This is a genomic window from Caproiciproducens puteiluti (assembly GCF_052442865.1).
Classification (GTDB): domain Bacteria; phylum Bacillota; class Clostridia; order Oscillospirales; family Acutalibacteraceae; genus Caproiciproducens.
On the sequence record NZ_CP194790.1, the window covers coordinates 1,632,970 to 1,655,505 of the forward strand.

Genomic DNA, 22,536 nt, shown 5'->3' on the forward strand with positions numbered 1-22,536 from the left:
GTGTCCAATAATAATACGCAAAATACTTTCGATCCTCTATTTTTGAAATTACCACCCGAGTTTCAAAAAAAGATGGAAGAAGAATCTAAAAAAAGAGCGGAAGAATTTGATAAAACACTGAATAATGTGGTTCAAAAAATCAGTGATGCTGGTTGGACATTGCCAATGGAGATGGGCATATATCCAATAAATGTATTAGGACAAACTAATGAGATTTCCGATGTTAGCAAGTTCTTTGTATGGTATTTTACTGGTGATAATCATAGTTCATTTGAAAAACTAATTCACAATATACAAACATCCAATATTGATGAAAAGTTTAAACCTGCAATAAATCAATGTGTATTTGCTTATGAAAATAACCAGTACATCATTTGTGTTGTGACATTACTTACTGTGATAGAGGGTATATTGTCCTCTTTTTATCCCGATAAAACAAATACAAAGATGAAAGCTGTTTGCAAAAGACAAGTTGAAAAGTTTTCATCAAGTGAGCATATAATTGAAAAACATGTCTGGAATTCATATAAAAATTTCACAAACAAATTATATTATAGCACTGAGTTTTCTAATAATGAGCCGACCTTTATCAATAGACATTGGCTTTTGCATGGTAGATCGGCTTATAATGTTAATCAAGAAGATTGCTTAAGACTTTTCAATGCAATTGATACCATCTGTTGTGTGTCGGGAAAATAGCAAAAAACCTTTTAGCCACCTTCACCGGTGGCTTTTTTCATACCCGAATATAGGAGGAGATGCAAATTGGAAGTAACGGAATCCCTCATCAAGCTGTGTCTTGATGAGTTTGAAACTCAGTCGGCTGAAAAGCAAAAATACAAGAATTACTACAACGGCGACCATAGCATTTTGCACGATTACGATATGCAGGACAGCCGCAGCAACCGAAAGTTAATATTTAATTTTCCGCGAAAGTTTGTGGATAACGAAACCGGGTACCTTTTGGGTAAGCCGGTTAATTTTATATCCAAAACCGACAACAAGGCGGCTGTGGACTGTATTGACCGCAACATTTCCCACTGGGATAAAGAACACAATATCAATTTGAGAAAACAATCGGAGATTTATGGAGAAAGCTACGAGCTCGATTATGTCAATCCCGACGGCGAATTCTGCGGAACGGTGCTTACCCCGCTGAACTGCTATTGTCTGGAGGATGGAACTGCTGCGCGCAATGTTGTACTTGCCCTGCACAAATTCAGTAAGGCTTTTGTGGATGATGTAGAATTTCTTGATGTCTATACCGACAGTGAAATCTTGCATTATGAACTGAAAGAAGACGTGCTTACCTATACCGGAAAGCATCCGCACATTTTTGAACGGGTGCCGGTGATCATCTGCCCTGCCAACTCCGAACGCAAAAGTGGTTTTGAGGATGTAGTTTCCCTTTTTGACGCATATAATGCCATCAATTCAGATTTGGTAAATGAAATTGCCGATCACCGCAATGCGTATCTGGTCATTGAAAATGCCAAACTGGAAGATGAAGATTTGCTCAAAATGAAGAAAATGGGCATTATTCAGGTGCCAAAAGGCGGCAAGGTTTCTTGGCTCACCAAGGACATTAACGATAGCTTTGTGCAGAATGAACTGGAAAATATCGAGCGCAAAATTTATGACATGATGGATGAGGTCAATTTCAATGAAAACTGGGCGGCAAATACTTCTTCCCTCGCACTGCGCAATAAGCTGCTCAATCTGGAAAACCGGGTATCCATGCGAGAAGCCTTTATGGAGCGGGTAATCAAAGAGCGGCTGCGCAACCTGTTTGTTTTCATTGCGAAAAAGGAAGGCGTCACCTATGATTACCGGGATATCGTGGTGAAATTTACTCGGAACCTGCCGACCGACCTTACCGGACTGGCAGATATCATTGTGAAACTCAAAGATACCTGTTCGCAGGAAACGTTGCTTACCCTGCTGCCCTTTATCGAAAACCCGGCTGGTGAAATCAAAAAATTCAAACAAGAACAGGCGTCGTCCGTTTCGTAAAAAGTGGACGGGGCCGATAAGGAGGACATAACATTATGAATTTGGCAGAATTAAAGGCATTTTTGGAAAGCCCCGAAGGGAAAACCAGTGAAATCACCGCATATTTGCAGGGGTTGAACCCGATCACCGTTGCAAGGGTGCAAAGTTTCATGGAAACGCCGGAAGGCAAATCGTGGTTGGATTCCGTAAAAGATAAGCATTTACAGAAAGGTCTGGAAACATGGAAAACCAACAACCTTGAGGCGCTGCTTGAAACAGAAATCAAAAAGCGGTTCCCGGAGAAAGACCCGAAAGACCTGGAAATGGAAAAACTCAGGCATGAAATTGAGCAGATGAAATCCGCAAAGGATAAAGAAGCCCTCACAAATAAAGCCATTAAGCTTGCCGGTGACAAAGGATTGCCTTTGGACTTGGTGAGCTTTTTTGTTGGAGCAGATGAAAACAGCACTACCTCGAATCTCAAAACATTCGAGGATACCTACAATTCTTCCGTTCAACACGCCCTTGAGGCAAGGCTGAAAACTGACGGCTATACTCCGCCTGCGGGCGGCGGCAGCGGAAAGTCGCTTGAGGATTTGTCCATGGATGAGTATATCAAAGCAAGAAATAAGGACTAAGGAAAGGATTTGATACTTTATGTCTAATACATTTTTAACCCCCGGCATTATTGCAAAAGAAGCCATGATGCAGCTCCGCGCCAATACCGTCATGGCCGGTTTGGTTCACCGAGATTATTCCAATGAATTCGTGGCGGGTGTCGGCGACACGGTAACCATTCGCAAGCCTGCAACTTTTGAAGCAAAAGAGTTTAACCGCGCAACGGGCATCAATATTCAGGATGCCACCGAAGGCAGCGATACCATTTGTTTGGATAAACTGCTCGATGTTTCCTTTGAGGTGACGTCCGAACAGCTGACCATGGATATCGCCGATTTTTCCACACAGCTTTTGCAGCCTGCCATGCAGAGCTTTGCGCAGAAAATCGACCTGTACCTGCTTGGACTATACAAGAATATTCCGGCGGTTTCCGGTACGGCGGGTACAGCTCCCAATTCCATCACTGCCATTACCGATGCCCGTCAGGTGCTGAATGAGAATAAGGTACCGCTTATCAACCGGCGTTTGGTGATTGATTCCGCAGCGGAAAACGGCTTTTTGCAGATTCCGACGTTCCATGAGGCAGAAAAAGTCGGCGACAGCGGTACTGCTTTGAGGGAAGCTTCTCTCGGCAGAAAGTTCGGATTTGACATCTACACCGACCAGAATGTGCTGAAACACGCAGGCGGTACCCTTGCGGCAGGCAGCGGAAAGCCAAAGGTGGCGGCAGCGACGGCAAAAGGTGCCGCGAGTATCAATCTCACGGCGGCAACACTTACCGGAACAGTAGTGGCGGGCGATATACTGACCATTGGCGGTGCCAATTACGTCGTAACGGAAGATGCAGCAGCTGCTTCCAATACCATTACGGTGAAAATTGCACCAGCGCTCCTGACTGATGCTGCCGCCAATGTCGACGTTACCCTTCTTGCCAATCATACGGCGAATCTCGCGTTTCACCGCAATGCATTTGCTCTGGTAACAAGGCCACTGGCTTTGCCGAAAGGGCTGGCAGACGGGCAGAAAGCCCTTGTAAATTACGACGGTTTTGGGCTTCGCGTCATCTACGACTACAACAGCCAGTTCAAAAAGGATGTCGTGTCCATTGATATGCTGTGCGGCGTAAAGACCTTAAATCCTCAACTTGCCTGTAGGATGCTGGGCTAATTATTTCTGTAAAGAGAGGGCGTACTGTATAGTGCGTCCTCTTTGCGTTAAGGGGTGAGAAATATGCTTGAAATTATGAAAATGCTGCTTGATCTGGCGAACGATGATACATCCAAGGACAAAATCCTCAGTTACTATATCTCGCTGGCACAGCAGATCGCTGTTTCCTATTGCAATACAGATTCTTTGCCGGAGCAATATGATTCCGCAATTGCAGAGCTTGCGGTGTATCTGTATAAAAACCGGGACAGCGTTGGCATTTCACAGAAAACCGAGGGTGAGCGCAGTGTTACCTATAATGTAACCGGTGGTATTCCAGATCATATCAAAGCGGCTCTGCCCCTGCCAAGAGTTCGGGTGTGCGGCAATGTTTAACGACACCCCAATTACGGTACTGGATAGCAAATTCAACATTGTAAAAACCATCTTTGCGGATATGCAGGGTTATTCCGGTTCTGCGGCTTTTGATTATGGGGTAACACTGGAACTTTCAAAACGTGTATTTTGCAGCCCTTTTACAGAATTTACAGAAGACGTGTACTTTCGAATCGGTGAAAAGCTGTATAAACCAATTTGCGCAATCGAATGGGACAGCTATATGGAGATTCGGCTTTACCGCATGAGGAGGCAAAACGTGACAAACACCATTGATGGACTATTTGAATTTTTTCTGTTTGATGCAGGTGCCCCTGTTACCATAAATGGGGCCAGCAGTGCCGCAGTAGTGTTGGACGCTGATAAGAGCCTCGGTGAGTACGATGACAAAAACATCATGGTAAAATCCGCATTCAAAACGGGAGATGTCGTGGAATATCAGGGTGGCAAACACCTCGTCTTTTCTCAGGTGGAAAAGAAAACGAATTCCTACGCGGCCAGACTCCGCCGCTGCAACCACCACATCGCTTTTAACTACAAAGGCGATGTGCAGTGGTTTGATGTATTTATAGAAGCAAAAGTTTTTGACATCGAGGAAGGCAAAGTGATCTCCCTGCCACAGGGAAACATCATCGTTTGGGTACAGGAAAATGATCAATCCACAAAAGTTGCTTTAAACCAGCGCTTTATCAATACCGGCAGAGCTTGGCAAATAACCGGTATTGATCGAACGAAGCCAGGATTGATGCGGCTATATTGCGAATTGACGGTAACTACCGCTGATGACGATATGGTGCATGAAATTGCGGACTATTACAAATACGCACACCATTATGCTATCAGTATTTCGAATCAGCAGCCTGTTGAGGTAGTGCTGGGTGGAACCACTCAGCTCATTTTCACGGTGACCGACAACGGAGCTGCCATATCCACACTGCCCGCTTTTACCTGTACTTCCAGCAACGAGGCCATCGCTACGGTAAGCAATACCGGATTGATCACCGGCGTTGCAAACGGTGAAGCAACCATTACGGTTGCCATTACCGGATACCCGGACACAGCAATCAAAATATCCGCAAAGGTGACCGGTACGGTAACTCCCAGTTACTCGGTTGCCATTACCTTTAAAAACACTGCTCAAATAAAAGTTGGCGGTTTTCCAAAGCCATTTACCGCTGTTGTCTATGAAAACGGCACGGCCATTACCACAAAATCGGTGACGTGGTCGGTAAAAAACAAGGACTACACCGGAGACAGTATGACGACGCTGTCTGATATGACGGGCACGGCCTGCAAACTGGCCGCGCTTGATAATACCGCTTATATCGGGCATACCGCAGTGCTTACCGCGACCTTGGCAGACGACAGCACCGTATTTTTCAACCTCGATGTTCTGATTATTTCATATACGTAAAGGAGCAAAAAAGCAATGGAACATACATTAAATTGGTTCAAAGCAACCTGTGCCGCACTGGGCGGCCTTTTGGGCGTATTCCTTGGAGGATGGGACGGGTTTCTCTACGCCCTTACTGCCTTCATTGTAATCGACTACCTCACCGGCGTGATGGCTGCAGTCATTCAGAAAAATTTATCCAGCGAGGTGGGCTTCAGAGGCATCTTTAAAAAGATACTCATTTTTATTCTTGTAGGCGTGGGCAGTATTATTGATGCCTATGTACTGAAAGATGGCAGCGTGATTCGCACCGCAGTCATCTTTTTCTATTTATCCAACGAAGGGATTTCAATTCTCGAAAACGCCAGTATTATTGGGCTTCCAATCCCACAGAAGCTTAAGGACATTCTGGAACAATTAAAAGAAAAGGACGGCAATGACCATGAATAAAATTTATTTATCTCCATCCAATCAGGATAACAACAGCTATTGTGTGGGCGGCACCACGGAAAAAGCGCAAATGGAAGCTGTGGCGCAGCGGCTCAAAGTGATTCTCGACAGCGAATACTCCTGTGAAACGATTATGGCAGATTTATCGCTTGGAATCGGTACGAGCGGCAGGCCGCTGGATGCCAAAAACAAAGGCTGCGGCATCTATCTTGCCATTCATTCCAATGCCGGGGGCGGCGGGACTGCAAGCGGTGCGGTCGCGTTTTATCATCCGAGCAGCGCAGCCGGTAAAAGTCTGGCATCAAACCTTGTTGCCAAACTAAACGCAGTCTGCCCGGTCAAGTCAAACCGGTCTTCTCCCGTTCAGAATGGCATGAGCCTTTTTGATGGGCAGGGGCTTGGTGAGATTCGCACTCCTACGCAGTATGGCCTGACGGCTGTGCTGGTCGAAGTCGATTTTCATGACAATCCGAAAACCGCCCAATGGATCATCAACAGCAAAGATGCAATTGCAAGGGCCTGTGCCGGAGCAATTGTCCAGACATTCGGCATTGCAAAAAAGCAGGCGCAACCGGCAACGCTGCCTGCCCCTTCCGGAAAACTCTATCATGTGCAGGTTGGCGCATACGCTGTAAAGGCAAACGCCGACGCAATGCTTGCAAAAATCAAGGCGGCAGGTTTTGACGGATTTATCCGGTATGAATAAAGCGCACTGGGGAGATGAGCTTTATGACCGGTGAGCAAAAAAAATCCATCCATGAAATGAGGGCTGAAAAATTCAGCTATTCGCAGATTGCCGCTTCGCTTGGAATTTCTCTGAATACCATAAAATCCTATTGCCGCAGGAGTGGACTTCAGGGCAACCTTTCGCAAACAGCCAAGGGTGATGGCACTGTTTGCCAGCAATGCGGAAAAAGGCTGTATCAGAAGCAAAAACAGAAGCCTAAAAAATTCTGCTCCGATCAGTGCCGCCGTGCATGGTGGAAAGACCACCAAGACCGATTGCATAAAAAGGCGGTTTATGTACTTACCTGTGCACACTGCGGCACTTCATTCCAAAGCTACGGCAATAAAAAGCGCAAATACTGCAGCCACGCCTGCTATATTAAAGACCGGTTCGGAGAGGAGAAGGCATCATGACCCACGAGCAGTTTGAACGGGAGAAAAATTACAGAGTATCCCTTGCTGTGGCAAAAAGGATGCTTGCAGCCGGGATTTTGTCTGAGCAGGACTACGGAAAAATTGATACAATTTTACGGCAGAAATATCGTCCATTATTGGGCTGCTTATGCGGCTAAATTGCTTGATTGCATAGGCGTACAGAGGTAACATGTGTGCTGAAAGGAGGCGCTTTTATGGAACGAATCATAACAAAAGTGAAGATTTCAGCGCCCGGGTTACCTCGCAAAAAGCGAGTCGCCGCCTATGCCAGAGTATCCAGCGGCAAAGACGCTATGCTCCATTCCCTGTCGGCGCAAGTCAGTTATTACAGTAATTTCATTCAGCATCATGGTGACTGGGAATACATCGGCGTTTATGCTGATGAAGCACTGACCGGTACAAAGGACGGCAGAGCGGAATTTCAGCATTTGCTTTCAGACTGTCGGAACGGAAAAGTCGACATGGTGATCACAAAATCCATATCAAGGTTTGCAAGAAACACCGTAACCATGCTGGAAACCGTACGCGAACTTCGGCTTTTGAACATCGACATATTTTTCGAAAAAGAAAATATCTACTCTATGAGCGGGGACGGCGAGCTGATGCTTACTATCCTCGCTTCTTTTGCGCAGGAGGAAAGCCGCTCCGTCAGCGAAAACTGCAAATGGCGGATTCGCAGGCAGTTTGCGAATGGCAGGCCCGGCAGCACGACCATGCTCGGTTACAAATGGGTAGACGGAACCCTGCAGGTGATACCGGAGGAAGCTGAAACCGTCCACATGATATTTTCCGATTATCTCAGCGGCATGGGCAAAAACGCGATTATGAAGAAGCTGAACACAAGCGGCATACCTACAAAACGTGGCGGTGTCTGGTGTGAAAGCGGCGTTGCAAAAATTCTTGACAATGAAAAGTATGCGGGAGATTTGCTTTTGCAGAAGTCATACAGCTCCAATTATATGGAAAAGAAAAAGTGCATGAATCGCGGGCAGCTTCCTATGTATTTTGTAAAAGACAGCCATGAACCGATTATCGACCGGGAAACGTTTGAACGTGTTCAAAAGGAGCGGAAGCGCCGGGCGGCAGGTTGCCTTTCTATTAATAAGGAAGTCTACCCCTTTACAGGAAAGATTCAATGCGGCTGCTGCGGAAAAAACTACCGAAGAAAAATCGCCAACGCCGGGAGCAAATATGCCAGCCCAGTTTGGATATGTTCGACCTTTAATTCAAAAGGCAAGGAAGCCTGCGGCTCAAAGCAAATTCCCGAAGAGATTCTAATGGCAGTGACGGCGGATGTCTTGGGGCTTTCCGAGTTTGACGAGGCAGTTTTCACCGCAAAAATCAAGCAGATTATCATGCGCGGCCCGGATAAGATGCTTTTTATTTTTCATGATGGGCGGCAAGTAGAAAAGACATGGCAAAATAAATCGCGACGCGATAGTTGGGACGACGCGGCAAGGCAAAAGGCGCGTGAAATGAACGAGAGGAGGAATAACCCATGGCAGCAACAGCAAGAGCAGTAACCGTCATACAGCCTACGGTTATTCACCGGATTCCATTCAGCGCGGAGAACCGTACCGCCCGAAAGCGTGTTGCCGCCTATGCCAGAGTATCCACCGACAATGAAGAGCAGCTTTCCAGTTACGAGGCACAGGTTGACTACTATACCCGATATATCCACGATAATGAAGAATGGGATTTCGTGGAGATTTACACCGATGAGGGCATTTCGGCCACCAACACCAAAAAACGTGACGGCTTCAAACGCATGATTGCGGATGCACTTGCCGGAAAAATAGACCTCATTCTTACAAAATCGGTTTCCCGGTTTGCCCGAAACACCGTTGATACCCTCACAACCGTTCGAAAACTAAAAGAGAAGGGCGTTGAGGTATATTTTGAAAAAGAAAATATTTACACGCTTGACAGCAAAGGTGAACTACTGATTACCATTATGTCCAGCCTTGCGCAGGAAGAATCAAGGTCAATCAGCGAAAATGTCACCTGGGGGCAGCGGAAACGTTTCTCCGACGGCAAAGTCAGCCTGCCATACAAACACTTCCTCGGATATGAGAAAGGCGAAGACGGTTTACCGAAGATTGTGGAGTCGGAAGCCAAAACGGTACGCTCGATTTACAAGCTATTTATGGAAGGCAAAACGCCGTCCGGTATTGCCAAGTACCTGACAAAAAGCAGTATTCCCACTCCATCCGGGAAAACCAACTGGTCATCCAGCACGGTCGAGAGCATCTTAACCAATGAAAAGTACAAGGGTGACGCTGTCCTTCAGAAAACATTTACAGTGGATTTCCTTACTAAGAAGATGAAGGTAAACGAAGGCGAAGTGCCCCAGTATTATGTAACGAACAGTCACCCGGCCATTATTTTGCCAGAGTTGTTTGATTTGGTGCAAAATGAAATGAAGCGGCGCAAATCCACGGCAGGCCATCAAAGCGGTACGGGGTGCTTTTCCAGCAAAATCATCTGCGGCGAATGCGGCGGCGTATACGGCAGCAAGGTGTGGCACTCCACCAGCAAATATCGCCGCACAATATGGCAGTGTAACAACAAATTCAAAAATGCGGAACCCTGCAAGACACCCCACCTGTATGAATCCACACTGAAGCAGGCATTCGTGAATGCTTTTAACAGCCTGATTCAAAACAAAAGTGAGATTCTGGACGGTTATGATACCATTATTCAGTCTCTGACCGACAATACCGCTCTGGATGCCGAAAGCGCCGCCCTTCAAGAGGAATGCGATGTGGTGATGGAGCTGATACGAAAATGCGTGGATGAAAACGCCCACAGCGCCATCGACCAGTCCGATTACCAGCAACGATATACCGCGCTGATTGAACGTTACGAAACCGCAAAGGGCAAATTTGAAGCGGTGAATGAACAGCGGCAGGAGCGTACAGTAAAGCGCGAGAAAATGGCTGGGTTTATCCAAACACTGAAAAAGAGCGCTACTCTCCTCACTGCATTTGATGAGGAACTATGGTACGCAACAGTGGACAGAGTTATTGTTCAGTCCGAGCATGAGATTGCTTTTCAATTCAAAGACGGTACCGAGCTGCCGTGGATAATTTAAGATTTTAAAAATACAACTCCCGCAGGGCTGGCAGTCATGTCAACCTTGCGGGAGTTTTTGTCATTTATGGGGATTTACCAATTGAAACCATGTGGTGGTTATTGCTTCGTTACACTATATATAAATGATATAATTTCTCGTTGCCTTTATTTGAGGAAACTTAAGGTGCAGGCATGCACCGCACGAGCTGTGAGCATCTGACAACGGTAAAAAGGGGGTGATAATTACGAAAAGAAAAATTGAAATAGGCAACATTCAGAAATGGGAAAAATCATCAAAAGCAAATGAAAAACGGCAAGCGCAAAAGGAACGAATCCGGGAGGCTTACAAAAACGGCACTACGGTTGAGGTGATCCCCGCAAAAGCGGAGCAAAAATCAGATAACATGAAACGCTTACGGGTAGCTGCATACTGCAGAGTTAGTACGGATGAAGATGCCCAAGCCAGCAGTTATGAACTACAGCTTCAGCACTACCGGGAGATGATAATGAATAATCCAGATTGGGAGCTGGTGGATATTTACGCTGACGAGGGCATCTCAGGTACCTCAACAAAAAGGCGTGTTAATTTTTTGCGTATGATTGATGATTGCTATGCTGGAAAAGTAGATATGATCATTACAAAAAGTGTAAGCCGCTTTGCAAGAAACACACTGGACTGTCTGGACAATGTGCGTAAGCTAAAAGCGCTTGATCCTCCGGTTGGCGTATTTTTTGAAACAGAAGGCTTTAATACTGCTGAAAGCAAAAATGAATTTACACTTGGCATTATGAGCCTTGTCGCTCAAGGAGAATCAGAGCAAAAAAGCGCAAGCATACGGTGGTCTATTATCCAGCGCTTTAAAAAAGGAATACCCATAATTCCAACGCAATGCTTATTAGGCTATGACAAAGATAAATTCGGCAATTTGTTCATTATTCCTGAAGAAGCAGAGGCTGTAAAATACATATTTGCCTGTTATCTGGATGGCTTGAATGCTCGTGAAATCGCAAATGCCCTAACAGAATCCCATGTACCCACAGCAAAAAACAATGCAGTCTGGAGTTCAAGCGCGGTATTAAGCATATTGCGCAATGAAAAATATTGCGGAGATGTACTGATGCAAAAGACCTATACGGTCGATTGTTTCACGCACAAAGCGGTAAAAAATACGGGTCAGGTTCCGCAATACAGGCTGCGCGACCATCATCCTGCCATTGTGCCCCGTGATGACTGGCTTCTGGTGCAGGAACAGCTAAAACATCGGAGGCATTCCTCCCAAAAGAAAGAAGTTCCCATTGAAAAGAAGTTTTATGTTCATCGTGTCAAGGGTGGATTGCTTCGTGGATTTGCAATAATCAATCCAAAATGGGACAACCGTGAAGTAGCTCTGTTTTTACAAAAAATTAAAAAATGAAAGAGGTCAATACAATGTTTAAAGAATTTAATCAGTTTAGTTTTAATGTTATCGATGTTACTCTTAAAGGCGAGTCCGACATACTTATCAATACAAAAGGAATCACCATCAGCAGGGGCGTCATTGAAGAAATGGGCTTTCCGTCTCATGTACGCATGATGATTGACAATGAAAACAAAGTTTTCGCTATTCAGGCTTGCAAACAGACTGATGAAAATGCATACAGATTTTCAAAACCAAAGGGCGAACAGAAAAAGCCAGTTTATTGCCACATTATAGCCATTAGAAATATTATCCGTGATTTGATGGCTGACAGCTGGTCAGAAAAAGATTCTTATCGCATAAAGGGTATCTATTACAAAGATGCCAAAGCTATGGTTTTTAATTTAAAGGCTGCAACCCGGCAGGAACCTTATTCTGCACCCAAGAAAGATTAATAACTTTTGTATTGTTAGCAGCAGCCGCCTGGATTGAATTTTAGGCGGCTAACTGTATTTCGCTTATCTCATGATTTATACTATACTTTTTAGCGATTCCTATACATTTTAGCGAAAGGTATAGGCATTGCTAAATTGTATCAAACGTTACGCCCTTAGACAAAACAGGGGATGCCCATTTCGGGCATTCCCTGTTTTTGCGTTGATGACCCCAAGAATCTGGAACCCGATAGGGGCGAAAGAAGCAAACAGCCGGCGAATAGAAAGAAGCCCCTGAGTGAACGGAAGAATCCGCTCCTTCGGGGGCTTCTGAACTGATAGAAATGATCTCGAGTTACCGGGCGTCTCTGGAAGATCAGCCCTGCAGCTGCGTTTTGATCTGCTGAATCTCCTGCTCGTTCGCCTGTGCGGCGGGCTTGTAGAAACCCTTTGTCTCAGCGAGCTTGTACAGCTCGTACTGCGAGGTTTCGCACTTGTTGCGGATTTGCTGAAGCGCTGACCTCAGACTTTGGTTGGAGCATTCGGAAATTGCGTTGGCATAAAAAGTCAGGTCGCTTTTTTCCATGGACAGAGCGTCGTTTACCATTGTTTTATCCTGCATCGTTTACACCTCCTACTGTAAAAAAGTCATAAGCTGTTGTTTGGTGCTCTTTGCATCCTGAGCGGACTTTTCAAAGAAAGATTTTACCTGGGGGTCCGTTGCCTGCTGAGCATAGGTCTGCATTTTTTCACACGCGGTATCGTGTGCTCCCAACATATGCCGCAAGTTTTGCAATTCCATTTGATTTAGCTGTGCCATATGGAACATTCCTTTCTGTATGAAATTTTTCGTTATATCTTGCGATATTTTTATCATTTTATACGTTAAGGGAATGAAAAAACAGAATGACAATAAAAACGCTGCAGTTCCACATTTTTGCGGAGCTGCAGCGTTTTTATCTTTGAGAATTTTGAATCTCTTTATTCTTTTTTTACCCGATAGCCGGCGGCAAAATCGACGATGTTGTTGAGCGGTTCGCCGTTTGCGTAATGCTGCAGGTTTTCCGCGGCAATACGCACCACGCGCTCAAGGGTTTCCTGCAAATGGTAAAATCCCGATATATGGGGCGTAACCACGGCGTTGGGAATATCCCAGAGCCGGTGGCCTTCCGGCAAAGGCTCCGGGTCCGTCACATCAAGGCCGGCTCCGAAGAGACGCCCGCTTTCCAGTGTGTCACAGAGCGCTTCGGTATCGATGAGCGTGCCGCGTCCGACGTTTAGGAGGATTGCGCCTTCTTTGAGCAGGGCGAGACGTTCGCGCGAAAACAGGTGATCGGTTTCCTTTGTGGCGGGCAGACAGAGGGCGACAATGTCCGCGCGGGGCAAAAGACTGTCCAGCTCCGCGGTCAAATGCATTTCGTCGGCGTACTCCGGCTTCTCTGCGACGGTGCGGCGCAGCCCGATGACGTACGCGCCCAGCGCTTTTACCTTTTGGGCAAATTCACCGCCGATATCTCCCATGCCGAGTACCAGAACGGTGGAACCATGAATGGATTTCACCTTGCCCTGACCCTTCCAGACATGCACCTTCTGCGCGTCGCGGTAAGTATGAAGGCGTTTGATGATTTCCAGAAGCATGGCAAGCATGTGTTCGGAAACCGCAAGGCCGTACGCTCCCGTCGAATTCGTCAGAGCCGTGCCTTTGGGAAGGACGCCTTCCTTCAGGTAGGCGTCCACTCCGGCGCTGCTGCAGTGCAGCCACTCCAGATTCGGGGAATCCTTCAGGTACTCCGCCGGCGGGTTTCCGATGATAATCTGGGCGTTCTGCACCTGTTCTTTGGTAACGCCTCTGTAAGAGCTGTACGTAAACCGGCAGTCCGGAGCGGATTGTTCGAGCAGCGATTGATGCTGTGCTTCGATGGGAAGAAAAACAAGGATGCGCTTGGAAAAAGTCATGATGGATACTCCCTTGCAATTTTGATAGGATCTATTTTTCTGATCTGAAATTTGTTTTATTGTATAACAGGAGCTTTCAAATTGCAACCGGGAGATCCTTTCATTGGGACAGGAAATTACAGTTCAATTGCGATATCGTATTTTTTTAGCCAGTAGTTGATCTGAAGCAGATAGGCCATCATCTGGGGACCAGCCATCAACTGACCGAACCACGGCTTGCCGTAATCCGATTTTTCACTGAGCAGTTCCGCGGCGGCGCTTTGGCTGATGAGCTTGTGGAGCGGTTCTTCCCCGTCTGACAGGACTTCCGTCAGCCTTTGCTTCACAAGCATCTCGTAGGCCGGATTATGCGTTTTGGGATAGGGGCTCTTTTTGCGCATCAGGATATCTTCGGGCAGCCATTCCCGCGCCGCGTCGCGCAGCAGGCCTTTCACCACGCCGTCATGACATTTGTATTCCCAGGGAGTGTTGAACACATACTGCACGATCCGGTGGTCGGCGTACGGGACACGCACCTCAAGCCCGCTTGCCATGCTCGACCGGTCCTTGCGGTCAAGCAGGGTGGACATAAACCAGTTGATGTTCAGGAACGAAATTTCCCTGCGCCGCTTTTCCTGTGCGCTTTCACCCTCCAGGACGGGGACGGCGTCAATGGATTCTTCATACCGCATATTCACATATTCCCCGATGTGCAGCGCGTCGGCGATTTCGGGAATCAGCAGTCCGGTCCGGATGGACAGGTCGGGCGACCACGGGAAACAATGGCCTTCAAACGCCTCTTTCTTATGGAACCACGGGTAACCGCCGAAGATTTCATCCGCGCATTCTCCGCTGATACCCACCACATGATTTTTCTTGATCAGGCTGCAGAAATACAGCAGGGAAGAGTCGACGTCCGCCATGCCCGGCAAATCCTTCGCCTCAACGGCGTCATAAAGCTTGTCGGCCAGCATCACGTTGTCGCATTCCAGATAGTGGTGGTCGGTATGAAACAGTTCCGCCATTTTGGCGACCCAAGGCTTGTCGGCGCCGGGCTGGAAGGCTGTGGGCTTAAAGTACTTGTCGTTCCCGGTAAAATCGAAAGAATAGGTGGAAAGCGTTTTGCCCGCCGCCTGGTAATTCCTTGCCGCCAGCGCGGTGATGATGCTGGAATCGAGGCCGCCGGAAAGAAAGGTGCAAAGCGGCACATCGGAAACAAGCTGTCTGGTAACGGCGTCCTCCACAAGGTACCGTACCCGCTTTACGCTGTCCTCGTAGCTGTCGGGATGCTCATAGCTTTTCAGTTTGAAATAGGGATATGTTTCAAAACCCTGCCTGTCAAACACGGCAATGCAGCCGGGCTTGATTTCCAGTATGTTTTTGAATACGCCGACTCCGGCGGTTCTGGCCGGTCCGATTCCGAATATCTCGCACAGCCCCTGCCGGTCAATCACAGGGTTGATTCCCGGATATTCAAACAGCGCTTTGATTTCTGAGGCAAACACAAGCCGCCCGTTTTCTATGGAATAAAACAGCGGCTTTACGCCGAAACGGTCGCGGCATAAATAGCAGCAGCCGCGCCTTTCGTCGTCTACCGCAAAGGCGAAGATGCCGTTCAGTTTTTCAGCACAGGTAAATCCGAATTCGATGTAGCATTTCAGAAGGACTTCGGTATCGCTTTTGGTTTCAAACGTATAGCCGTGCGCTTTCAGCTCCGACCGCAGCTCCTCGGTATTATACAGCTCCCCGTTGTATACGATGGTGTAGCGGAACCCGTCCGCCACAGCGGTCATCGGCTGTTTGCCGCCCTCAATATCCACAACCGCAAGCCTTGTGTGGGCCAGCGCCGCGTGGGCCGAAACATGAACGCCGCTGTCGTCCGGGCCGCGGTGATTGAGTTTCGCTCCCATTCTTTTTGCCAGTGCGCGCCAGAACAGCGCTTCCTCGCTCAAATCGTCATGATAATCACAGAATCCCGCAATTCCACACATAGTAATCCCTCGCTTTCTTTGTCTTTTTTATATTATGCTCATCCGTCATTATGGTTAACAGATCCGCATCTTTTATGTGGAATGGGGAATGAAAAAAACCGCCCCGTATGACGGCGGGACGGTTGGATTTCCGATTTGTGTGATTTGGTTTATTTTTCTTTTTTTTCGCCTTTGCCTTTTTCCGCTTTCGCTATCTTTTCCTGTTCGGCAGCCAGCTCGCTCAGGATTCTTTCCGCCGCCGTACGGCGCGCGGCGGCCTCGATGGACAGCTCGATTGCCAGCCTGGTCAGTTCGGCGTCGCCTTCCCCTGCAGTGGAGCGGACGCGGTCGCCGACCTCCTTCAGCGCGACGGAGTGTGCTTCGCAGAAACGCCGGTACATCTCGTCTTTGGAAGCGTCCTCCAAAAGGGTTTTGAGCAGGGAAGAGATATCCTGAATGGATAAAACCTGCTTGAGCATACAGATGACCATCAGCATCGCCAGATGCTCGCGGGAATATTTTTTTTGCTCGGGCCGGGGAAGAACCCCGTCCTTTACATAGTTGTTGATCATGCTCGACGTCAGTAGGCCGGTGCTTTCATTGCGTTCAAAAAGGCTGAGCTGTTTGTTCATATAGGTCAGCACCTGGTCCATATATAAATAAATTTCCGGCAGCCTTTCCCAGTCCACCGAGCTGTATTCTCCAATTTCCTCCGCCCATTTCGAGATTTGTTCGGCTGCTTCGCTCATTTTGAGTCCTCCTTCGTTTTTGCCGCACGCTCATAGCAGGTAAAACGGCTTGGCGGCGTGCCCATACATTTTTTGAATACGCGGGAAAAATACAGCTGATCGGAAAAACCTGCCGAATATGCGACTTCGCCGACCGAAAGATTCCGTGACTCCAGAAGCTCGGAAGCCTTGCTGATGCGGTAGCGCATCAGATACTCGTTCGGCGACAGGGAAATATGCTGCATAAACAGCCGGTACAGGTGGCTGCGGCTGATTCCCACGCTGGAAGCGATATCGGTGATGCCGATATCGCTGGAATAATTGTATTCGATAAACTTGATCGCTTTCTGCACATACTCGTACCCGTTTGCCTGCTGTGCGGACGGAACCCCGAATTTGTCCATCAGCGCGGCCAGAAACAGCAGAAGGCCGGACTCCATTCTCGCCTCGTCGCTGGGGCTGGAACCGGAGGCATTGCAGATTTTCAGCAGAAGCTCTTCAAAAAGCCGGTCCTCCTCGTAGTGAAAAACAGGGCTGCGGTCGAGAAGGCCTGTCTGGCCCATCAGCCTTTTTGCGTCGCTGCCGTTGAAACCGACCCAGCAGTATTCCCACGGGTCTTCCCGGTCCGCAACATAATGAACGACATGCGACGGTTCCACCAGGAAGCCGTCCCCCGTCGAGAGATGGTATTCCTGTCCGCCGCTGGTAAAAGCGCCGTGCCCCGACAAAATATAGTGAATCAGGTAATGGTCGCGTACGGCGGGTCCCCAGGAATGGCACGCGCCGCAGCGCTGAACTCCGCAGCTGTAGACGGCCAGCCCCAGGCTGTTGTGAAAGGGCACCCGGAAAGAGCGCCTGAATTCATCATTTGTCATCAGGGAATCCACCCTTCCTTCCAGTATTTCTTCTGAATTTATTATAATTCGCATGTCACATTTATGCAATAAAAATCAAAAAGTAGTAAAATATAATTGAAATAAATACCTTCTTCGTTTATAATTATAAACAATCGTTAATTATTTGTTCATCTTCATAGAATTAAATTTTCAGAAGCGAGGGGATAAAATTATGAGTCTTGACCAAAAAATTCAACTCTCTGTCATCGTTTTGCTGACAGGCCTGGTCGTCGTTTTTATTGTGCTGATCTTTTTGACCTATGTTATTAAAGGCTATGGCAGGGTGCTCAGCGGACTGCAAACCAACTCAGACGACAAAAAGAAAACCTCTGCACCGCTTGCTGCTGCCCCTGTCCAGCTATTGTCTGTTCAGGCCGGTATTCCCGAAGAAACGGTAGCGGTCATTTCCGCCGCTGTTTACGCTTTATACGGCGCCTCCGCCGGGAGGGTGACCGGTATCCGCCGCTCTTCGCAGCCCAGCCGCTCCGCATGGGGAATGGCGGGATTATTGGAGAATACGCGCCCTTTTTAAATTGAAAAACAGAAAGGACTGATCCGGTATTGATACTGAATGAATTTTTACAATCCGTACAAGGAATTTTCCAAGCGTCCGGATTTTCCGTAAACGACTGGCGTAACTACATTATGATAGGGATTGCCTGCGTTTTGATCTATCTCGCCATCAAAAAGCAGTTTGAACCCCTGCTCCTTTTGCCGATTGCGTTTGGTATGCTGCTTGTCAATCTTTTTCCCGCTATTATGGTTCCGCCGCAGACGACCATGCAGCTTGTTTCCGATTATATGGCTGCCCACGGCGGCGCGGTGGGAAATTACCCGATTGTGGTTTTAAATGGTCAGCAATACTATCAGGTCACACAGGTCGGCGGACTGTTCTACTATCTGTACCAAGGCGTTAAGCTCGGTATTTATCCTCCTTTGATTTTTCTCGGCATTGGTGCGATGACGGATTTTGGCCCGCTGATTTCCAACCCCAAAAGCTTTTTATTGGGCGCGGCTGCCCAGCTTGGGATTTTTACTACCTTCATCGGCGCAATTTTTCTCGGTTTTTCGGGAAAACAGGCGGGTTCTATCGGAATTATCGGCGGGGCGGACGGCCCGACCGCCATCTTTGTTACTTCAAAGCTTGCTCCGGAACTGCTGGGTCCGATTGCGGTCGCCGCGTATTCCTACATGGCGCTGGTCCCTATTATTCAGCCGCCTATTATGAGAGCGCTGACAACAAAAAAAGAGCGCAGTATCGTTATGGAGCAGCTTCGCCCGGTTTCCAAGCTGGAAAAGATTTTATTCCCGATTATTGTAACGGTGATCGTTTCCCTGCTGCTGCCGGATGCCTGCCCTCTTGTGGGGATGCTGATGCTCGGCAATTTGTTCCGTGAGAGCGGAGTGGTGGGGCGTATTTCCAATACGGCTCAAAATGAACTGATGAATATCATTACGATTTTTCTCGGTGTTACCGTCGGTGCAACGGCGACGGGAACGGTTTTCCTGTCTTTGCAGACGATTGAGATTATTGTTCTCGGACTGCTGGCGTTCAGCTTTGGCACTGCCGGCGGCGTGCTGTTCGGTAAACTCATGTGCTGGGCGACGCACGGAAAAGTCAATCCGCTTATCGGGTCGGCCGGTGTTTCTGCCGTTCCTATGGCGGCCCGTGTGGCGCAGAAGGTTGGCCAGGAAGAAAATCCCGGCAATTTCCTGCTGATGCATGCAATGGGTCCGAATGTGGCCGGCGTCATTGGTTCTGCGGTTGCGGCTGGCGTGCTGATCAGCATCCTTGGATGACATTTTGACGATTACGAAATATATTTTACAAAATACCCGCACTCGGTTTAGTGCGGGTATTTGTATGTTCCCAATTCCTGTTTGCTATTGTATTCAAAATATTGTATAATTAAACTTATGCAATAAGAAACCTATGGGCGGTTTCCGCCCAAATTATCAAGTTCTGGCGGTGAATTCATGAACAATATTACAGCGGATCAAGTGATGGAGATCAGGAAAAATGTTCTGAATAAGGAATTTTTCAGAATGAATGACAGGCAGAGGGAAGCGGTTTTCTGTGTAAACGGCCCCCTGCTGATCCTTGCCGGCGCGGGAAGCGGTAAAACCACCGTGCTGGTGAACCGTATCGCCAATATCATCCGTTACGGAAACGCCTACATAAGCAAAACCATTTCCAGTTATCTGACGGAGGAAGACCTGAAAGCGGCCAGGCGATATCTGAGTACGGACGAGCCGTTGACGCCGCAGGTGAAAAGCCATTTCGCCGTGGAGCCCTGCCGCCCGTGGCAGATCCTTGCCATTACCTTCACCAATAAGGCTGCGGGAGAGCTGAAAAACAGGCTGATTGCCATGCTTGGGGAAGAAGGAAATGATATCTGGGCTTCCACATTCCATTCCACCTGTGCGCGTATGCTGAGACACGACGGGGAGAAGCTTGGCTATTCCAATCATTTCACGATTTACGACACGGACGATTCCCGCCGGATGATGAAGGAATGTCAGAAGACCCTTAACATCGACGATAAAATCCTCTCTTATAAATCCATTCTTTCGGCGATATCCCACGCGAAGGACAGCATGATCCTGCCCGGGGAATACCTGCAGCAGGCCGGCAATGACAGCAGGCTGGGGATGATCGGGCAGGCGTACAAGCTTTATCAGGCAAAGCTGAAGGAAGCGGACGCCATGGATTTCGACGACTTGATCTGCAACGCGGTGTACCTGCTTCAGCAGAACCCGGACGTACTGGAGTATTATCAGAACAAATTCAGATACGTTATGGTGGACGAGTACCAGGACACCAACCACGCGCAGTACCTGCTGGTCAAGCTGCTTGCCCAGAAGAGCGCAAACCTCTGCGTTGTGGGCGACGACGACCAAAGCATCTACAAATTCCGCGGCGCAACCATCGAGAACATCCTGAGCTTTGAAAAGAATTTTCCAAACGCGAAGGTGATCCGCTTGGAGCAGAATTACCGTTCTACCAAAAATATTCTGAATGCGGCCAACGCGGTCATTGAAAATAACAGGGAGCGTAAAGGAAAAACGCTCTGGACGGACAACCCCGCAGGGGAGAAGCTCGGCGTACACACCGCTTTCAGCGAGCAGGACGAAGCGGATTTTATCGCAAAGAAGGTATTGGAAGGCGTTGCGGCCGGCCGGAAATTTTCCGACCATGCGATTTTGTACCGCATGAATTCCCAGTCGAATATCCTTGAAAAAATCTTTGTAAAATCCGGCATCCCTTACCGCATTATCGGCGGTCTGCGCTTCTATGAGCGCAAGGAAATCAGGGACATGATTGCGTATTTGAGCGTCATCAACAACCCTTACGACGAAATCCGGCTTCGCAGGATCATCAACCAGCCGAAGCGCTCCATTGGGGACAAGACGATTGCACAGGCTACGGAAATCGCCGCCACACTGGGGGAAAGCGTGTTCGACGTGATTAAAACCGCCGATCAGTACGAGCCCCTGAAGCGGACCGCGCCCAAGCTTTTGCAGTTTGCCGCGACCATGCAGCAGCTGATTGACGCCGCAAACGATGAACATACGAGCCTGAATGAGCTCTACCATTTGATTCTTGACAAAACAGATTATATCGGCAGCCTGAAGGCGTCCGAAAACGACGACGTGCAGGACAGGATCGACAATATCAACGAACTTGCGTCCAACCTGATCAAGTACGAGGAGGATAACGGCGAAGAGGCGACTCTTTCCGGCTTCCTCGAGGAAGTCTCCCTGCTGACCGATATCGATAACTTTGACGGAAATTCCGACAGCGTGGTCATGATGACCATCCACTCGGCAAAGGGTCTGGAATTTCCGGTCGTGTTCCTGCCCGGATTTGAAGAAGGGATTTTTCCGGGAATGCAGGCGATCTACAATCCTCTGGAAATCGAGGAGGAGCGCCGTCTGGCTTATGTCGCCATCACAAGAGCGAAAGAGGAGTTGTATGTTGTCAACGCGGAGAGCCGCATGATCTTCGGCAGCACCTCCCGCAACAAGCCCTCCCGCTTTGTTGAGGAAATTCCCGAGGAACTGGTTGTCCGCAGCCGCACAAGAGAATGGAAAAAGCCGTCCCCGGGCATGTCCCTTCCCACTTCTGCTTTTGAGGCACGGGTGGTTACAACCGAATCGGCGCGCAGCTTCGGCCCGTCGAACCTGATTCACAGCGAGCCGCCGAAGGTTGGGTTCAAAGTGGGGGACAGCGTGGTTCACAAAACGTTTGGGACGGGGATGATCCTTTCCGTTTCTCCTATGGGCAACGATACCCTGCTGGAGATTGCTTTTGAACAAGCCGGAACAAAAAAGCTGATGGCGAATTTTGCCCGCCTGCAAAAAGCCTGATCAAAGCGATATAAATCCAAAGCCCGCCTGAAAAAACAGGCGGGCTTTATCTGTACTCGGCAGACTGCTGTCTGACTTTATGCTTTGCGGGAACGGTCGTTGCAGCTGCATTCAGTAACTTTGGGCGGGAAAAACTCGTCGGTCGGAAACTCAATGCGGCGGAACATATCGCATGGATTGTCTGATGTAGTGACACATTCTTTTTCCGGGATGCAGAAGTCATACGCAGGAATCAGCATTTGTACATTCCTGACGATTTGGACGATTGTAAAAATGCCGAGTGTAACATAAACAGTACGATCGGAAGCAAAGTCGAGCTGCCCCCCGAAATGTCTGCAGATAGAGTCGGGAATCCGGCAGCAGCTTTCCTTGCAATGCGACTGGCAGTCGCAGATCCTGGCGGACAGGCAGATCGGCTCCGCAATCTGACAGGTTGCTTTAGGGAGCACGTTGCCGCACATAGAAGATGGGCTGTCGATGTCGTCCTGCGTGCAATCGGAACTGAACATTTTTACGTTGCCCTCGCTGCCGTACAAAATTACCCTCTTATTGAATATGGATACACCATTTACAA

At 48.2% G+C, this 22,536-nt stretch carries 24 protein-coding genes; 17 read left to right on the plus strand and 7 right to left on the minus strand.

The window, feature by feature from the left end; all coding sequences use genetic code 11:
* The 14 genes from ACRQU7_RS07820 (at nucleotide 1) to ACRQU7_RS07885 (ending at nucleotide 12,083) form a co-directional block, all read left to right on the plus strand.
* Nucleotides 1–699: a hypothetical protein gene (locus ACRQU7_RS07820; protein ID WP_444644997.1), complete on the plus strand. Its 699-nt coding sequence runs from the start codon at nucleotides 1–3 to the stop codon at nucleotides 697–699.
* Nucleotides 700–765: 66 nt separating this feature from the next.
* Entirely contained in the window at nucleotides 766–2,013 is a 1,248-nt protein-coding gene (locus tag ACRQU7_RS07825; RefSeq protein ID WP_444644999.1) for a phage portal protein, read from the plus strand.
* A gap of 35 nt (nucleotides 2,014–2,048) precedes the next feature.
* The gene (locus ACRQU7_RS07830) at nucleotides 2,049–2,630 is read left to right on the plus strand and encodes a DUF4355 domain-containing protein (protein ID WP_444645001.1); all 582 of its coding nucleotides are present in this window, start codon (nucleotides 2,049–2,051) and stop codon (nucleotides 2,628–2,630) included.
* 19 nt (nucleotides 2,631–2,649) lie between these two features.
* On the plus strand, nucleotides 2,650–3,777 hold the full coding sequence (locus tag ACRQU7_RS07835; protein ID WP_444645003.1) for a P22 phage major capsid protein family protein: 1,128 nt from the start codon (nucleotides 2,650–2,652) through the stop codon (nucleotides 3,775–3,777).
* Between the two features lie 63 nt (nucleotides 3,778–3,840).
* Complete coding sequence (locus tag ACRQU7_RS07840; protein WP_444645005.1) at nucleotides 3,841–4,152, plus strand: head-tail connector protein; 312 nt, start codon at nucleotides 3,841–3,843, stop codon at nucleotides 4,150–4,152.
* On the plus strand, nucleotides 4,145–5,566 hold the full coding sequence (locus tag ACRQU7_RS07845) for an Ig-like domain-containing protein (RefSeq protein WP_444645007.1): 1,422 nt from the start codon (nucleotides 4,145–4,147) through the stop codon (nucleotides 5,564–5,566). Before ACRQU7_RS07840 ends, ACRQU7_RS07845 begins: the two co-directional genes overlap by 8 nt.
* 15 nt (nucleotides 5,567–5,581) lie before the next feature.
* The gene (locus tag ACRQU7_RS07850; RefSeq protein WP_444645009.1) at nucleotides 5,582–5,995 is read left to right on the plus strand and encodes a phage holin family protein; all 414 of its coding nucleotides are present in this window, start codon (nucleotides 5,582–5,584) and stop codon (nucleotides 5,993–5,995) included.
* Nucleotides 5,988–6,701, plus strand: a complete 714-nt coding sequence (locus ACRQU7_RS07855) for an N-acetylmuramoyl-L-alanine amidase (protein WP_444645011.1) — start codon at nucleotides 5,988–5,990, stop codon at nucleotides 6,699–6,701. The genes ACRQU7_RS07850 and ACRQU7_RS07855 overlap by 8 nt, the downstream gene beginning before the upstream one ends.
* 23 nt (nucleotides 6,702–6,724) lie before the next feature.
* Nucleotides 6,725–7,135, plus strand: coding sequence for an RNA polymerase subunit sigma-70 (locus ACRQU7_RS07860; RefSeq protein WP_444645013.1), 411 nt, complete (start codon nucleotides 6,725–6,727; stop codon nucleotides 7,133–7,135).
* Nucleotides 7,132–7,293, plus strand: a complete 162-nt coding sequence (locus ACRQU7_RS07865; protein WP_444645015.1) for an SHOCT domain-containing protein — start codon at nucleotides 7,132–7,134, stop codon at nucleotides 7,291–7,293. The genes ACRQU7_RS07860 and ACRQU7_RS07865 overlap by 4 nt, the downstream gene beginning before the upstream one ends.
* Before the next feature lie 57 nt (nucleotides 7,294–7,350).
* A complete protein-coding gene (locus tag ACRQU7_RS07870; RefSeq protein WP_444645017.1) occupies nucleotides 7,351–8,679 on the plus strand; it encodes a recombinase family protein in 1,329 nt (442 codons plus the stop codon).
* Entirely contained in the window at nucleotides 8,655–10,250 is a 1,596-nt protein-coding gene (locus tag ACRQU7_RS07875) for a recombinase family protein (protein ID WP_444645019.1), read from the plus strand. The genes ACRQU7_RS07870 and ACRQU7_RS07875 overlap by 25 nt, the downstream gene beginning before the upstream one ends.
* A 217-nt stretch (nucleotides 10,251–10,467) precedes the next feature.
* The gene (locus ACRQU7_RS07880; protein WP_444645021.1) at nucleotides 10,468–11,646 is read left to right on the plus strand and encodes a recombinase family protein; all 1,179 of its coding nucleotides are present in this window, start codon (nucleotides 10,468–10,470) and stop codon (nucleotides 11,644–11,646) included.
* 14 nt (nucleotides 11,647–11,660) lie between these two features.
* A complete protein-coding gene (locus tag ACRQU7_RS07885; protein ID WP_444645023.1) occupies nucleotides 11,661–12,083 on the plus strand; it encodes a hypothetical protein in 423 nt (140 codons plus the stop codon).
* Nucleotides 12,084–12,438: 355 nt separating this feature from the next.
* Here ACRQU7_RS07885 and ACRQU7_RS07890 read toward each other — a convergent pair whose 3' ends face one another.
* From ACRQU7_RS07890 to ACRQU7_RS07915, 6 genes are all read right to left on the minus strand, one after another.
* The gene (locus ACRQU7_RS07890) at nucleotides 12,439–12,684 is read right to left on the minus strand and encodes a spore coat protein (protein WP_038323667.1); all 246 of its coding nucleotides are present in this window, start codon (nucleotides 12,682–12,684) and stop codon (nucleotides 12,439–12,441) included.
* A gap of 12 nt (nucleotides 12,685–12,696) precedes the next feature.
* On the minus strand, nucleotides 12,697–12,882 hold the full coding sequence (locus ACRQU7_RS07895; RefSeq protein WP_038323668.1) for a hypothetical protein: 186 nt from the start codon (nucleotides 12,880–12,882) through the stop codon (nucleotides 12,697–12,699).
* A 161-nt stretch (nucleotides 12,883–13,043) separates the two neighbouring features.
* Entirely contained in the window at nucleotides 13,044–14,018 is a 975-nt protein-coding gene (locus ACRQU7_RS07900) for a D-2-hydroxyacid dehydrogenase (RefSeq protein ID WP_444645026.1), read from the minus strand.
* A 116-nt stretch (nucleotides 14,019–14,134) separates the two neighbouring features.
* On the minus strand, nucleotides 14,135–15,988 hold the full coding sequence (asnB, locus tag ACRQU7_RS07905; RefSeq protein WP_444645028.1) for an asparagine synthase (glutamine-hydrolyzing): 1,854 nt from the start codon (nucleotides 15,986–15,988) through the stop codon (nucleotides 14,135–14,137).
* A gap of 149 nt (nucleotides 15,989–16,137) precedes the next feature.
* Entirely contained in the window at nucleotides 16,138–16,716 is a 579-nt protein-coding gene (locus ACRQU7_RS07910; RefSeq protein ID WP_444645030.1) for a DUF1836 domain-containing protein, read from the minus strand.
* Nucleotides 16,713–17,570 carry an AraC family transcriptional regulator gene (locus ACRQU7_RS07915; RefSeq protein ID WP_444645032.1) on the minus strand — a complete coding sequence of 286 codons (858 nt, stop codon included), beginning with the start codon at nucleotides 17,568–17,570 and terminating at the stop codon, nucleotides 16,713–16,715. Before ACRQU7_RS07915 ends, ACRQU7_RS07910 begins: the two co-directional genes overlap by 4 nt.
* A 193-nt stretch (nucleotides 17,571–17,763) precedes the next feature.
* Here ACRQU7_RS07915 and ACRQU7_RS07920 point away from each other — a divergent pair, with 193 nt between their 5' ends.
* From ACRQU7_RS07920 to ACRQU7_RS07930, 3 genes are all read left to right on the plus strand, one after another.
* Nucleotides 17,764–18,123, plus strand: coding sequence for an OadG family protein (locus ACRQU7_RS07920; RefSeq protein ID WP_038323672.1), 360 nt, complete (start codon nucleotides 17,764–17,766; stop codon nucleotides 18,121–18,123).
* Between the two features lie 35 nt (nucleotides 18,124–18,158).
* The gene (locus ACRQU7_RS07925; protein ID WP_444645547.1) at nucleotides 18,159–19,391 is read left to right on the plus strand and encodes a sodium ion-translocating decarboxylase subunit beta; all 1,233 of its coding nucleotides are present in this window, start codon (nucleotides 18,159–18,161) and stop codon (nucleotides 19,389–19,391) included.
* A 177-nt stretch (nucleotides 19,392–19,568) separates the two neighbouring features.
* Entirely contained in the window at nucleotides 19,569–21,962 is a 2,394-nt protein-coding gene (locus ACRQU7_RS07930; protein WP_444645035.1) for an ATP-dependent helicase, read from the plus strand.
* 77 nt (nucleotides 21,963–22,039) lie between these two features.
* Here the strand turns inward: ACRQU7_RS07930 and ACRQU7_RS07935 are convergent, their stop codons facing one another.
* On the minus strand, nucleotides 22,040–22,498 hold the full coding sequence (locus tag ACRQU7_RS07935; RefSeq protein WP_243122432.1) for a hypothetical protein: 459 nt from the start codon (nucleotides 22,496–22,498) through the stop codon (nucleotides 22,040–22,042).
* Nucleotides 22,499–22,536: the final 38 nt, after the last annotated feature.